The sequence below is a fragment of the Actinomyces sp. HMT897 genome (assembly GCF_016626125.1).
Taxonomy (GTDB): Bacteria; Actinomycetota; Actinomycetes; order Actinomycetales; family Actinomycetaceae; genus Actinomyces.
In genome coordinates this window covers 42,596-55,068 of the sequence record NZ_CP067336.1, presented here as the reverse complement: position 1 = coordinate 55,068, position 12,473 = coordinate 42,596, and the positions used below count along the sequence as shown (strand labels likewise).

12 protein-coding genes and 1 pseudogene are annotated in these 12,473 nt (G+C 73.2%); 6 read left to right on the top strand and 7 right to left on the bottom strand.

Translation table 11 applies throughout. The features are described from left to right. Positions 1 to 270 precede the first annotated feature (270 nt). Together glgC and serB are read left to right on the top strand one after the other, a co-directional pair. A complete protein-coding gene (gene glgC / locus JJJ15_RS00235) occupies positions 271 to 1,515 on the top strand; it encodes a glucose-1-phosphate adenylyltransferase (protein WP_200511038.1) in 1,245 nt (414 codons plus the stop codon). Between the two features lie 107 nt (positions 1,516 to 1,622). Next, a complete protein-coding gene (gene serB, locus JJJ15_RS00230; protein WP_200511037.1) occupies positions 1,623 to 2,303 on the top strand; it encodes a phosphoserine phosphatase SerB in 681 nt (226 codons plus the stop codon). Here serB and JJJ15_RS00225 read toward each other — a convergent pair. From JJJ15_RS00225 to JJJ15_RS00205, 5 genes and pseudogenes are all read right to left on the bottom strand, one after another. Next, entirely contained in the window at positions 2,287 to 2,808 is a 522-nt protein-coding gene (locus tag JJJ15_RS00225) for a histidine phosphatase family protein (protein WP_200511036.1), read from the bottom strand. The two genes, serB and JJJ15_RS00225, sit on opposite strands and share 17 nt — an antisense overlap. Before the next feature lie 117 nt (positions 2,809 to 2,925). Then, a complete protein-coding gene (locus JJJ15_RS00220) occupies positions 2,926 to 3,420 on the bottom strand; it encodes a GNAT family N-acetyltransferase (RefSeq protein ID WP_200511035.1) in 495 nt (164 codons plus the stop codon). A 21-nt stretch (positions 3,421 to 3,441) separates the two neighbouring features. Then, positions 3,442 to 4,693: pseudogene (gene dusB, locus JJJ15_RS00215) on the bottom strand (tRNA dihydrouridine synthase DusB). Between the two features lie 91 nt (positions 4,694 to 4,784). Continuing rightward, a complete protein-coding gene (locus JJJ15_RS00210; protein ID WP_200511034.1) occupies positions 4,785 to 6,089 on the bottom strand; it encodes a YibE/F family protein in 1,305 nt (434 codons plus the stop codon). A 15-nt stretch (positions 6,090 to 6,104) separates the two neighbouring features. Next, positions 6,105 to 7,496, bottom strand: a complete 1,392-nt coding sequence (locus JJJ15_RS00205) for a glycine--tRNA ligase (protein WP_200511033.1) — start codon at positions 7,494 to 7,496, stop codon at positions 6,105 to 6,107. A 126-nt stretch (positions 7,497 to 7,622) separates the two neighbouring features. Between JJJ15_RS00205 and JJJ15_RS00200 the strand changes: the two genes are divergently transcribed. The 4 genes from JJJ15_RS00200 to JJJ15_RS00185 are packed head-to-tail and all read left to right on the top strand — an operon-like array spanning position 7,623 to position 10,891. Next, a complete protein-coding gene (locus JJJ15_RS00200; RefSeq protein ID WP_200511032.1) occupies positions 7,623 to 8,618 on the top strand; it encodes a metal ABC transporter substrate-binding protein in 996 nt (331 codons plus the stop codon). Positions 8,619 to 8,673: 55 nt separating this feature from the next. Continuing rightward, positions 8,674 to 9,567, top strand: a complete 894-nt coding sequence (locus JJJ15_RS00195) for an ATP-binding cassette domain-containing protein (RefSeq protein ID WP_200511031.1) — start codon at positions 8,674 to 8,676, stop codon at positions 9,565 to 9,567. After that, on the top strand, positions 9,564 to 10,445 hold the full coding sequence (locus JJJ15_RS00190; protein ID WP_200511030.1) for a metal ABC transporter permease: 882 nt from the start codon (positions 9,564 to 9,566) through the stop codon (positions 10,443 to 10,445). Before JJJ15_RS00195 ends, JJJ15_RS00190 begins: the two co-directional genes overlap by 4 nt. After that, positions 10,442 to 10,891 carry a Fur family transcriptional regulator gene (locus JJJ15_RS00185; protein ID WP_200511029.1) on the top strand — a complete coding sequence of 150 codons (450 nt, stop codon included), beginning with the start codon at positions 10,442 to 10,444 and terminating at the stop codon, positions 10,889 to 10,891. Before JJJ15_RS00190 ends, JJJ15_RS00185 begins: the two co-directional genes overlap by 4 nt. Positions 10,892 to 10,920: 29 nt before the next feature. Here JJJ15_RS00185 and uppS read toward each other — a convergent pair whose 3' ends face one another. Beyond that, the gene (gene uppS, locus JJJ15_RS00180) at positions 10,921 to 11,721 is read right to left on the bottom strand and encodes a polyprenyl diphosphate synthase (protein WP_200511028.1); all 801 of its coding nucleotides are present in this window, start codon (positions 11,719 to 11,721) and stop codon (positions 10,921 to 10,923) included. A gap of 1 nt (position 11,722) precedes the next feature. After that, complete coding sequence (gene recO / locus JJJ15_RS00175; protein ID WP_200511027.1) at positions 11,723 to 12,472, bottom strand: DNA repair protein RecO; 750 nt, start codon at positions 12,470 to 12,472, stop codon at positions 11,723 to 11,725. Position 12,473: the final 1 nt, after the last annotated feature.

Sequence of the window (12,473 nt, the reverse complement as noted above, 5' to 3'; positions counted from 1 at the left end):
TGGGCTCGGGGTGGGGTCGGACGGTGGCGCTCGTGGCCACCACGGCCGACGGTACCCGGTAAAACAGGGTGCGCGTCACATGTTGGGGCGTGGAGGGGGCCCGTGTCGCCCCGGGGCGGGCCCTGGGGGCCCCGGGGGCGCCGTCGCCCGGCCATAGGTCCTAGATCACAGGTCCTGAGGGGCGTGGAGGGGAGCCTGTGGCGCGACGCGCCCGACCCAAATTTTCCGGATTGGTCGCGGACGTGTCTGGGGTCACCGTATGGTTGGCCCATGGCTTCTCCTCGAGTCCTCGCAATCATCCTCGCCGGCGGTGAAGGCAAGCGCCTCATGCCCCTGACCGTCGACCGCGCCAAGCCGGCCGTCCCCTTCGGCGGGATCTACCGGCTCATCGACTTCTCACTGTCCAACATGATCAACTCCGGCTTCCTGAAGGTCGTGGTGCTCACCCAGTACAAGTCCCACTCCCTGGACCGGCACATCGCCAAGACCTGGCGCCTGTCCTCCATGCTCGGCAACTACGTCGCCCCGGTCCCCGCCCAGCAGCGTGTGGGCAAGCACTGGTTCCTCGGGTCGGCCGACGCCATCTACCAGTCCCTCAACCTGCTCGACGACGAGCGCCCGGACTACGTGGTCATCACCGGTGCGGACAACATCTACCGCATGGACTTCTCCCAGATGCTGGAGCACCACGTCGCCTCCGGACTGCCGTGCACCGTGGCGGGCATCCGCCAGCCGCGCTCGCTGGCGGACCAGTTCGGCGTCATCGAGTCCGACCCCGAGCACCGCGGCGTCATCAAGGCCTTCGTGGAGAAGCCCAAGGAGACCCCCGGCCTGCCGGACTCCCCCGACGAGGTCCTGGCCTCCATGGGCAACTACATTATCAGCGCCGACGCCCTCATGGAGGCCGTGACCAAGGACGCGGCCGAGGAGGACTCCAAGCACGACATGGGCGGCAACATCGTGCCGTGGTTCGTGTCCCAGGGCGGCGCGGGCGTCTACGACTTCAAGGACAACGACGTCCCCGGCGCCTCCGAGCGCGACCGCGACTACTGGCGTGACGTGGGTACCGTGGACGCCTTCTACGAGGCCCACCAGGACCTCATTAGCGTCACCCCCGTGTTCAACCTGTACAACGAGCAGTGGCCGGTCTTCGCCGGGAGCCAGAACTCCGTGCCCCCGGCCAAGTTCGTCTACGGCCACCACGAGCGCCTGGGCCACGCGGTGGACTCGATCGTCTCCCCCGGTGTCATCGTCTCCGGCGGTGAGGTCATCTCCTCGGTCCTGTCCCCGGGGGTGCGCGTGAACTCCTGGTCCTCGGTGCGCGAGTCCGTCCTCATGGACGGGGTGAACGTGGGCCGTAACACGGTGGTCAACCGCACCATCCTGGACAAGTACGTCCGCGTGGAGGAGGGCGCCATGGTGGGGATCGACCCCGAGCACGACCGTGAGCGCGGCTTTACCGTGACCGACTCCGGTATCACCGTGGTGGCCAAGGGGCAGGTGGTCTCGCGCTGAGGCCCCCCCGGCACCCGTCCGGCCGGCCACCCACCGGTGGCCGGCCGGACTCTCTCTTACAGCCGGGCCGGCTGCGGGGCGGTGGCCGGCCGGGCTAGCCTGGGGCCATGGAGCGACTTCGTGGCGCGCTGAGCAGCGGCCCCCTGGTGGAGGAGGGGCCCGGCCTGCTGGTCATGGACGTGGACTCCACCCTCATTGAGCAGGAGGTCATTGAGCTCATTGCCGAGCGCGCCGGCACCCGGGCGCAGGTCGCCGAGGTCACGAGGCGGGCCATGCGCGGTGAGCTGGACTTCGCCGCCTCCCTGCGTGAGCGCGTGGCCACGCTCGAAGGCGTGGGCGAGGGCGTCTTCGCCGAGGTGCTCGCCGAGGTCCGCCTGACCCCCGGCGCCCAGGAGCTCATTGGCACCCTGCACGCCAGGGGCTGCGCGGTGGGGGTGGTCTCGGGCGGCTTTGAGGAGGTGGTGGGCCCCCTGGCCCGGCGCCTGGGTATTGACCACGTGGCGGCCAACCGCCTGCAGGTCGCCGACGGCGTCCTGACCGGGCGGGTCCTGGGCCGCGTCGTGGACCGGGGCGTCAAGGAGCGGTGCCTGCGCGCCTGGGCCGCCCGGCACCGTGTGCCCCTGGAGCGCACCCTGGCCGTGGGCGACGGCGCCAACGACCTGGACATGCTCCGCGCGGCGGGGCTCGGCGTGGCCTTCTGCGCCAAGCCGGTAGTGGACCGGGCCGCCCGGGCCGCCGTGAGGGTACGTGACCTGGCGGCGGTGCTGGAGCTTATCGGCGCGCGCTGAGGACGTCGTACAGGTGGGCGCTGCGGGCCCCCAGGACCGCCCAGGGCACCGGGACCTCCAGGACGCAGGCGGTGGCCGTGGGCAGGCCGAAGGAGACCTGGCGGGCCAGCTCGTCGTCGTCGGCGTCGTGGAGGGCGTAGGCCAGGGCGCTGATGGTGGGCTCGTGCCCGACCACGACACCGGCCCGGGTGGTCTCGTCCAGGGCCCGGATGAGGGCGAGGATACGCTCGACCCCCGCGTGGTAGATGGCGGGCTCGACCACGAAGGCGGCCTGCGGGTAGTAGTCGGCCAGGGGCAGGGCCGTCTGACGGGTGCGGGCCGCCGGGGAGACCAGGAGGGTCTGGACCTCGGGGACGCGGGAGCTGACCTTGCGGGCCAGGGCGTCGGCCAGGTCGACCCCCCGGGGCGTCAGGGGCCTCTCCAGGTCCGTGGGGGCGTCGTGGGAGGCCTTGGAGTGGCGGACGAGCACGAGCGTGTGGGCGGCACCTGGGGTCTGCGGGGTCACGCCCCACACTGTACGACACGTGTGGCCCCGCCCGCCCCCCAGGGGGTGGCACTCAACGTCAGGACGGCGAGGTGCCCCCCCCCATCGCGTTGACCGCCAGCGGCACGCCCCGGCACGTCAGGACGGCGGCCGGAAGCCGAGCTCCCGGTACAGGTGCGCGGCGGCCGCGGAGGTCCCCTCGCCGGTGCGCAGGGAGAGGGTCTTCTCCCCGGCACGGGCGCAGGCGCGCACGGCGCCGCCCAGCAGCGCCCGCCCGGTGCCCCGCCCCCGGGCGCCGGGGACCACGACGAGGTCGATAATGAAGGGGCCGGGGAGGTCCGCGTCCCAGATCGAGCGCTCGACGGTGAAGACGGCCCCGACGGCCGCCCCGCCGTCGTACGCCACCAGGCTGGCGTCCGGCCGCAGGACGCCGTACCCGCCGGTAAGGGTCAGGGCCATCTCGGCACGGGCCTGGGCCAGGTCCGCGGCCGCCACGCCGGGAGGGTAGCCCTCCAGGTAGATCCGGGCCAGCTGGTCCGGGTCCTCCCCCAGCAGCGGGCGAAGATCCGCCTCCCCCGTGGGCGGGGCCGGGATCCTCAGGAGATCCAGTACCAGAAGGTCGTGGGCGAGCACTGTCCGCTCCTCATCGTTCTCTCAGCCGCCGGAGGCGTCGGACTCGGCCTGCCCCAGCAGGGCCCGCTGGTCCGGGGACAGGTATTGCCTGCCGCGTTCACGCCAGTGGACAGTGTAGCAGGGCCCGCTGGTCCGGGGACAGGTAGGGTGAGTCCAGCCAGCCGTCGGGCAGGTGGGGTCGTCGGGGCGCCCCGGCCCGGCCCCGCGGCCCCTCGACGGCCTGGCCCGGGTAGGGCACGACCCGGGGCAGGCCCGAGCGCACCTGCTCCAGGGCGGCCTCCAGGCCGGCCAGGGAGCCCACCCGGGCCAGGGCGGCGCGCCCGGCCCCGCCCACCGGGTAGCCCCTGAGGTACCAGCCCACGTGCTTGCGCAGGTCGCGTACCCCCCGGTCCTCCCCCAGCTCCGCCACCAGGAGGCGGGCGTGCTGCCGGAGCGTGTCCAGGACGGCGTCCAGGTCGGGGCGGGCGCGCTCCCCCGAGCCGGTCAGGGCGTGGACGATGTCGGCGAGGAGCCAGGGGCGCCCCTGGCAGCCGCGCCCCACGACCACCCCGTCGGCCCCCGTGGAACGCATCATGGCCGCCGCGTCGTCCCCCGTCCAGACGTCCCCGTTGCCCAGGACCGGGATGTCCACGGCCTCCTTGAGGGCGGCGACCCGCTCCCAGTGGGCGTGCCCGGAGTAGTGCTCCCGGGCGGTGCGGGCGTGCAGGGTGACGGCGGCGATACCGGCGTCCTGGGCGGTGCGCCCCGCCTCCAGGAAGGTCTCGTGCTCGGGGTCGATGCCAATGCGCATCTTCATGGTCACCGGGACGGGGACGTCGCGGCGGGCGGCGCGCGAGGCCGCCTCGGCGGCACGGACCGTCTCACGCAGGATCGCGGCCAGCAGGTCGCGCTTCCAGGGCAGGGCCGCGCCCCCGCCCCTACGGGTGACCTTGGGCACAGGGCAGCCGAAGTTGAGGTCAATGTGGTCCGCCAGGTCCTCCTCCACCAGGATCCTCACCGCCTGCCCCACCACCACCGGGTCCACGCCGTAGAGCTGGACGGAGCGGACCCGCTCGGCGGGGTCGGGGCGGACCATGGCCAGGGTCCTCTCGCGGCGCTCCACCAGCGCCCGGGTGGTGACCATCTCGGTGACGTACAGGCCGGCCGGGGCCGTCAGGGACCCGTCAGGCGCCCTCAGGGGGCCGGGGGCGCCCGGGCGCAGCGAGGCGGGCAGGGCCGACTCCCCCTGCTCGCGGCACAGGCGCCGGAAGGAGGCGTTGGTGACCCCGGCCATGGGGGCGAGCCCCACGGGGACGGTGACGGTGAGCGGCCCGATGCGCAGCGGGGGGAAGAGGCCGGGCGCCGGGGCCGCCCCGGGGGCGCGCTCAGGCGCTGTGGCGTCCACGCCGCACCTCCCGCGGCCCGGAATCCGGCCCGGGATCCGCCACGGGATCCGGCTCGGGGGCGGGAGCGGCCGGGGCCGCCGTGGTGGGGCACAGGGCGGCGGCAATGGCCGTGGTGACCGGGATGGCCAGGACCAGGCCGATGGAGGACACCAGGGTACGCACCACCTCCTCGGCGATCTCCCCGCTCAGGACCGTGTCCACCACGGCCCGGTCGATCAGGGAGGCCGTCAGGATCAGGGGCAGGGCGGTGCCCGCGTAGGCGAAGGCCAGGGTGTACACCGTCGAGGCGATGTGGTCCCGCCCGATCCTCATACCGCCGGTGAACAGCCGCGCCCGGGACAGCCCCGGGTTGGCGGCGTGCAGCTCCCACACGGCCGAGGCCTGGGTGATGGTCACGTCGTTGAGGACGCCCAGGCCGGCTATGACCATGCCGCAGGTCAGCAGGGAGGTCAGGCTCAGGCCCGGCACCAGGCTCATGAGCGTCACGGAGGTCTCGTCGCTGGCCCCGGTCAGGTTGGCTGCCCCGGTCCCCCACAGGGACAGCCCGACCGTGATGACCACCCCGGCGAAGGTGCCCAGCAGCGCCGTGGTGGTACGCACCGATATCCCGTGGGCCACGTAGACGGCCACCAGCATCATGGTGGTGGAGCCCACCAGGGTCACCGCCAGGGGGGAGCGGCCGGAGAGCAGGGCCGGGATCATGAAGAGCACCAGGACCGCCGTGGCCAGCAGCAGCCCGACGACGCTGAGCGCCCCGCGGCGGCCCGCCACCGCCACCACCAGGACCAGGTAGACGACCCCCAGGGCCGCCACCGGCAGCTGACGCTGGTAGTCCACGAACACGTAGGGGGTCCCCCCGGCCAGGGCCGAGGGCGTGTACATGACCTGCAGGCGGTCGCCCACGTCGGCGACCCGGCGGGACTCGGTGGGCACGTGGACGGGCAGGACCAGGTCCTTGCCCGCCCCGGAGGTGATCCTGGCGCACAGCGCGTCAGCCAGCAGGGAGGCGTCCGCGCTGCCGCCCAGGGAGGCGGCGGCCTGGCGGCAGTCGTCCACGTCCAGGGAGGTGACCGTGGCGGTCTCCAGGCTCGCCCCCGGGGCGGCGAAGGGCCGCGAGCCGATCGGGCTGCCCTCCCCCCGGGGCCAGAGCACCACCATGCCGACGACGGCGGCCAGGACCAGGGGCACGATGACCGCCGCCAGGACGAACCGGACCCGCCGGGCCTCGTGGTCGGGCAGGACCAGCGGCCCCGACGTGTGGGAGTGGCCGTGTCCGTGGCCCATTACCCCGCCCCCGCCTCAGGCGCCCACGAGGCGCTCGGTGAGGTAGCGCTCCACGCCCTCGAGCGGGACGCGCTCCTGGACCATGGTGTCGCGCTCGCGCACGGTGACCGCGCCGTCGCCGGGCGAGTCGAAGTCGTAGGTGACGCAGAAGGGGGTGCCGATCTCGTCCTGGCGGCGGTAGCGGCGGCCCACCGCCCCGGCGTCGTCGTACTCCACGTTCCAGATCCGGCGCAGGCGCGCGGCCAGCTCCCGGGCCGGGGCGGTGAGCTCCTCCTTACGGCTCAGCGGCAGCACGGCGGCCTTGACCGGGGCCAGGCGCGGGTCGAGCCGCAGCAGCACCCGCCTGTCCACCCCGCCCTTGGTGTTGGGGGCCTCGTCCTCGGTGTAGGCCTCCACCAGGAAGGCCATGAGGGAGCGGGTCAGCCCCGCGCTGGGCTCGATGACGTAGGGGGTCCAGCGCTCGCCGCGGGACTGGTCGAAGTAGGACAGGTCCTTGCCGGAGTGCCTGGCGTGGGTGGACAGGTCGAAGTCGGTGCGGTTGGCGATGCCCTCCAGCTCACCCCACTCCGAGCCTGCGAACCCGAAGCGGTACTCCAGGTCCACGGTGCGCTTGGAGTAGTGGGAGAGCTTCTCGGCGGGGTGCTCGTAGAGGCGCAGGTTGTCCTCGCTAATGCCCAGGCCGGTGTACCAGGCCCTGCGGTAGTCGATCCAGTACTGGTGCCACTGCTCGTCGGTGCCCGGCTCGCAGAAGAACTCCAGCTCCATCTGCTCGAACTCCCGGGTGCGGAAGATGAAGTTGCCCGGGGTGATCTCGTTGCGGAAGGACTTACCCACCTGGCCGATGCCGAAGGGCGGCCTCTTGCGGGCGGCGCTCATGACGTTGGCGAAGTTGACGAAGATGCCCTGGGCGGTCTCGGGACGCAGGTAGTGCAGGCCGGCCTCGTCGTCGACCGGGCCCAGGAAGGTCTTGAGCAGCCCGGAGAAGGCCCGCGGCTCGGTCCAGGAGCCGGCCTGGCCGGTGACCGGGTCGGGCACGTCGGACAGCTGGACGGTGTCGGGGTCCAGGCCCTTGCGCTCGGCGTAGGCCTCGATGAGCTCGTCGGCCCGGTAGCGCCGGTGGGTGTGGAGGGACTCCACCAGCGGGTCGGTGAAGGCGCTCACGTGCCCGGAGGCCACCCACACCTCCCGGGGCAGGATGACCGAGGAGTCCAGGCCCACGACGTCGTCGCGGGAGCGGACCATGTACTGCCACCACTGGCGCTTGATGTTCTCCTTGAGCTCGACCCCCAGCGGGCCGTAGTCCCAGGCGGCCCGGGTGCCGCCGTAGATCTCCCCGCAGGGGAAGACGAAGCCGCGGCGCTTGGCCAGGTTGATGACGCGCTCGAGCGTGGAGGGTGTCTGTGCCACCGGTGATCTCCTGGGTCGTTGTCCGCACCTGGTTGGTGGGAACGAGTACGGTCAGTGTACGCCGGGTGCCCGGGCTCACCCCGCCGCCGTTTGACGGCACCCCACCCTTAAGTGAGAATCATTCCCATGCGGACCCTCAACCTGAGGCGCCTGACCGCCGTCGGCGCCGCCCTGACCCTGACCGCCGCCCTGACCGCCTGCTCGGCGCTGTCCTCCGACTCCCCCTCCACCTCGGGGGCCTCCGACGACCCCTCCTCGACGGCCTCCCAGGGCAAGCTGGCGGTCTCGGTGTCCTTCTACCCCATCGCCTACCTCGCCGAGGCGATCGGCGGGGAGCACGTCTCGGTCACCTCCGTGACCCCCGCCAACGTCGAGCCCCACGACTTCGAGCTCTCCCCCAAGGACGTCACGTCCCTGTCCTCCGCCAAGGTGGTCCTCTACGTCGCGGGCTTCCAGGCCTCCATGGACGACGCCGTCAGCCAGGTCTCCGGCCCCTCGGTCACGGACCTCTCCGGGGTGGTGGACCTGCGCCACCACGACGGCGTCCAGGAGCACCACGACGACGCCCCGGCCACCGAGGCCGAGGCCGACCACGACCACGACGCCGGCGCCCTGGACCCCCACTTCTGGCTCGACCCGTCCCGGATGCAGAAGGCGGCCGACGCCGTGGAGAAGGCCCTGGCCGCGGCCGACCCGCAGCACGCCAGCGACTACGAGGCCAACCTCAAGGCCCTGACCGCCACCCTGACCGACGTGGACACCTCCTACACCCAGGGCCTGTCCCAGTGCGAGCGGACGACCTTCATCACCTCCCACGCCGCCTTCGGCTACCTGGCCGACCGCTACCACCTCACCCAGGCCCCCATCTCCGGCATCGACCCCGAGTCCGAGCCCAGCCCCGCCGACCTCGCCGCGATCAAGCAGGTGGTCCAGTCCACGGGCACCACCACGATCTTCACCGAGGAGCTCGTCTCGCCCAAGACCGCCCAGGCTCTGGCCAGCGAGACCGGCACCACCACCAAGGTGCTCAACCCCCTGGAGTCCGCCCCGGACTCCGGTGACTACGCCTCGGAGATGAAGAGCAACCTCTCCGAGCTGCGTACCGCCCTGGCCTGCAAGTAAGCCCCCCGCCCACCGACGGCGCCGCGCCGTCCCCACCACCCACAGGACACGGTCTATGGCACCCTCCCCCACCGAGCCGGCCCAGGACGGCCGGGCGCCCCGCGCCCCCGGCAGGCCCCCCGACCCGCCCGTCAGGGTGCAGGACCTCAGCGTGGTCCTGGGCACCAGCCTCATCCTGTCCGGCATCGACCTGACCGTGGGAGCCGGGGAGTCGGTGGCCCTGCTGGGGGCCAACGGCTCGGGCAAGTCGACCCTGGTCAGGACCCTGCTGGGCCTGAACCCGGTGGCCGGCGGCAGCGTGCGCCTGTTCGGCACCGACGTCCGCCAGCGCTCCCGCGTGCCCTGGGACCGGGTGGGCTACGTGCCCCAGCGGGTGGGGGCCGCCGCGGGGGTGCCCGCCACCGCCCTGGAGGTGGTGCGCTCGGGACTGCTGGGGCCGCGCCGGCCCTGGGCGGACCGGGGGCGGCGGGCCCGGGCGCGGGCCGAGGAGGCGCTGGAGGCCGTGGGCCTGGCCCACCGCGCCCACGACCACGTCCAGGTCCTCTCCGGCGGGCAGGCCCAGCGGGTCCTCATCGCCCGCGCCCTGGTGCGCCGCCCCGAGCTGCTGCTGCTGGACGAGCCCCTGGCCGGCATCGACCGGGAGAGCCGCCAGGGGCTGGCAGGCATCCTCACCGCCCTGAGCGCCTCGGGCCTGACCCTGGTGACCGTGCTCCACGAGATGGGTGAGCTCGCCCCGGTGGTCCACCGCGCCGTCGTCCTGGCCGAGGGGCGCCTGGTGGCCGACCGGCCCGCGGCGGACCTGGCCCCCACGCAGTACGACCCGGCCGACCCCGTCGGGCACGACCCCGCCCTGGGGTGCGAGCACGAGCACGTCCACGGGAGCACCGCCCCCGTGGTCCACCACGCCCCCCGGCTCCTGGACCACGACACCTGGAGGGACCGCCCATGACGGACACGCTCTACGACATGCTCTCCAGCCCCCTCATGCAGCGGGCGCTCATTGTGGCCGTGCTCGTGGGCCTGTCCGCCCCGGTGGTGGGCACCTACCTGGTCCAGCGGGGGCTGGCGCTGCTGGGCGACGGGATCGGGCACATCGCCCTGACCGGGGTGGCCCTGGGGTGGCTGGCCGGGGCCGGGGCCAATGTCACCCCCAACGACGCCTGGGCCGTGCCCGGGGCGATCCTGACCTCGGTGGCGGGCGCCGTCCTCATCGAGGTCATCCGCGCCCGGGGCCGCACCCGCGGCGACGTGGCCCTGGCGATCCTGTTCTACGGGGGCATCGCCGGCGGGGTCATCCTCATTAAGCTCGCCGGGGGCACGACGACGAACCTGACCAGCTACCTGTTCGGCTCCATCGCCACGGTCAGCGTCCCGGACGCCTGGTTCACCATCGCCCTGGCGGCCCTCGTGCTGCTCGTCGGCCTGGGGCTGCGCGGCCCGCTGTTCTGCCTGTGCCACGACGAGGAGTTCGCCCGCTCCATCGGCCTGCCCACCGGGGCCCTCAACGTCCTGGTCGCGGTGGTGGCCGCCCTGACCGTCTCAGTGTCCATGCGGGTGGTCGGGGCCCTGCTGGTCAGCGCCGTCATGATCGTGCCGGTGGCGATCGCCCAGCTCGTGTCCGGCTCCTTCGCCCTGACCATGCGCCTGGCCATGGGGATCGGGGTGACCTCCTGCGTCCTGGGCCTGGTGGTCACCTACGTGGTGTCCGCTTCGCCGGGCGCGATGATCGTGGTCATCCTGGTGGGCGCCTACGCCCTGACCGCTATGGTGACCTCCATTGTCCGGTTGGCGGTGCGTGGGCGCCGCCGTGAGGAGGTCAGCACATGAGCACGGCAGCCAGGCAGGACGGACCGGCCGCGCCCGGCGTCCGCAGGCAGCGGGCCACCAGGCAGCGGGCGGCGGTCGCCGACATCCTGTCCCGCACCGAGGAGTTCCGCTCCGCCCAGCAGATCCACGCCGCGCTCGACGCCGAGGGCACGCGGGTGGGGCTGGCGACCGTCTACCGCAACCTCACGGCCCTGGCGGGGAGCGGGGAGGTGGACCAGATCCGCAACGCGGAGGGCGAGACCCTCTACCGGCGCTGCGACGCCCACAGCCACCACCACCACCTCGTGTGCCGCTCCTGCGGCACCACTGTGGAGGTCTCCGCCGCCCCGCTGGAGACCTGGGTCGCCAGGATCAGCCAGGAGAACGGGTTCACCGACGTGGAGCACACCGCCGAGCTCTTCGGCCTGTGCGCCGCGTGCTCGGCGAGGCCGGACCGACGCCCCTAGCAGTCCTGCGCCCCCGCTGGCCTGGGCCCCTAGCCGGCCTGGGCCGCACGGTCCACGGCCCCCCCGAAGCGGCGGTCGCGGTTCACGTACGCCTCGACCGCCTTCCACAGCTGGACGCGGTCGAACTCCGGCCAGGGCAGGGGCGAGAAGTACAGCTCGGCGTAGGCCGACTCCCACATGAGGAAGTTGCTCGTGCGCAGCTCGCCGGAGGTGCGGATAAAGAGGTCCACGTCGCGCATGGTCGGTGAGTAGAGGTAGCGCCGGACCGTCCTCTCGGTGATGGAGGAGGCCTTGAGCCGCCCGGCGGCCACGTCCTGGCCCATGGCGCGGGCGGCGTCGGCGATCTCCGCCCGGCCCCCGTAGTTCAGGCACATATTGAGCACCGTGCCGGTGTTGGCGGAGGTAATGCGCTCGGCGCGGCGGACCTCGGAGAGGACCGACTTCCACAGCCGCGGCTCCCGGCCCACCCAGCGCACCCGCACGCCCCAGCGGTCCAGGTCGTCGGTCTGGGAGCGCAGGACGGTACGGGTGAAGCCCATGAGGAAGCGGACCTCGGCCGGCGAGCGCCTCCAGTTCTCCGTGGAGAAGGCGTAGACGCTCAGCTCGGGGATGCCCAGCTCCACCGCCCCGGCGATGACGTCCATCATGGTGGCCTCCCCCACCCGGTGGCCCTCGGTGCGCGGCAGGCCCCGGCTGTTGGCCCACCGGCCATTACCGTCCATGACGCAGGCCACGTGCTGGGGCAGGGCCTGGGCGTCCAGGTCCGGGGGCGTCAGCCCCGGGCGGTGCAGGGGCACGTGCTCGACGACCAGCTGGTCGGTGTCAGCCATCTCAGGTCCTTTCCACGAGGCTCAGGGAACGCAGCCTACGCTCCAGGTGCCAGGTCAGGTAGGCCGAGACCACCCCCGAGGCCTGGGCCCGGTCGCGGGCCGCGGAGGCGTCCGCCACCGCCCACTCCCCGGACAGGAGCGCCCCCAGGAGCGCCATGGCGCCGGGCTCGACCTCCACGGCCCCGGCGGTGCGGCAGGAGGCGCACACGGCCCCACCGTTCTGGACGTGGAAGGCGGCGTGGGGCCCCGGCGCGCCGCACCGGGCGCAGTCGTAGCACGACGGCGCCCACCCGGCCAGGGCCAGGGCCCGCAGGAGGTAGGAGTCCAGGACCAGGCCGGGGGCGTGACGACGTCGGGCCATGGCCGCCAGGGCCCCGGCCAGGAGGAGGTACTGCCGGGGGCTGGACTCGGTGCCCAGGTCCCCGTCGTCCCGGGTGAGGCGCTCGGCGGTCTCGGCCATGGTGGTGGCGCAGGTGAACATGGCGTAGTCGGCGCACACGACCCGGCAGAAGGGGTCGATGGTCTCCACCTGGGTGACCACCTCCAGGCTGCGTCCGGGGCGCAGCTGGACGTCGACCATGCTGAAGGGCTCCAGGCGGGCCCCGATGCGGGAGGTGGTGCGCCGCACCCCCTTGGCCACGGCCCGGACCTGGCCGTGGTGGCGGGTGAGGGCGACCACGATCCGGTCGGCCTCACCCAGCTGGTAGGTCCGCAGGACCACGGCCTCATCCCGGTACAGCCTGACGCCCACG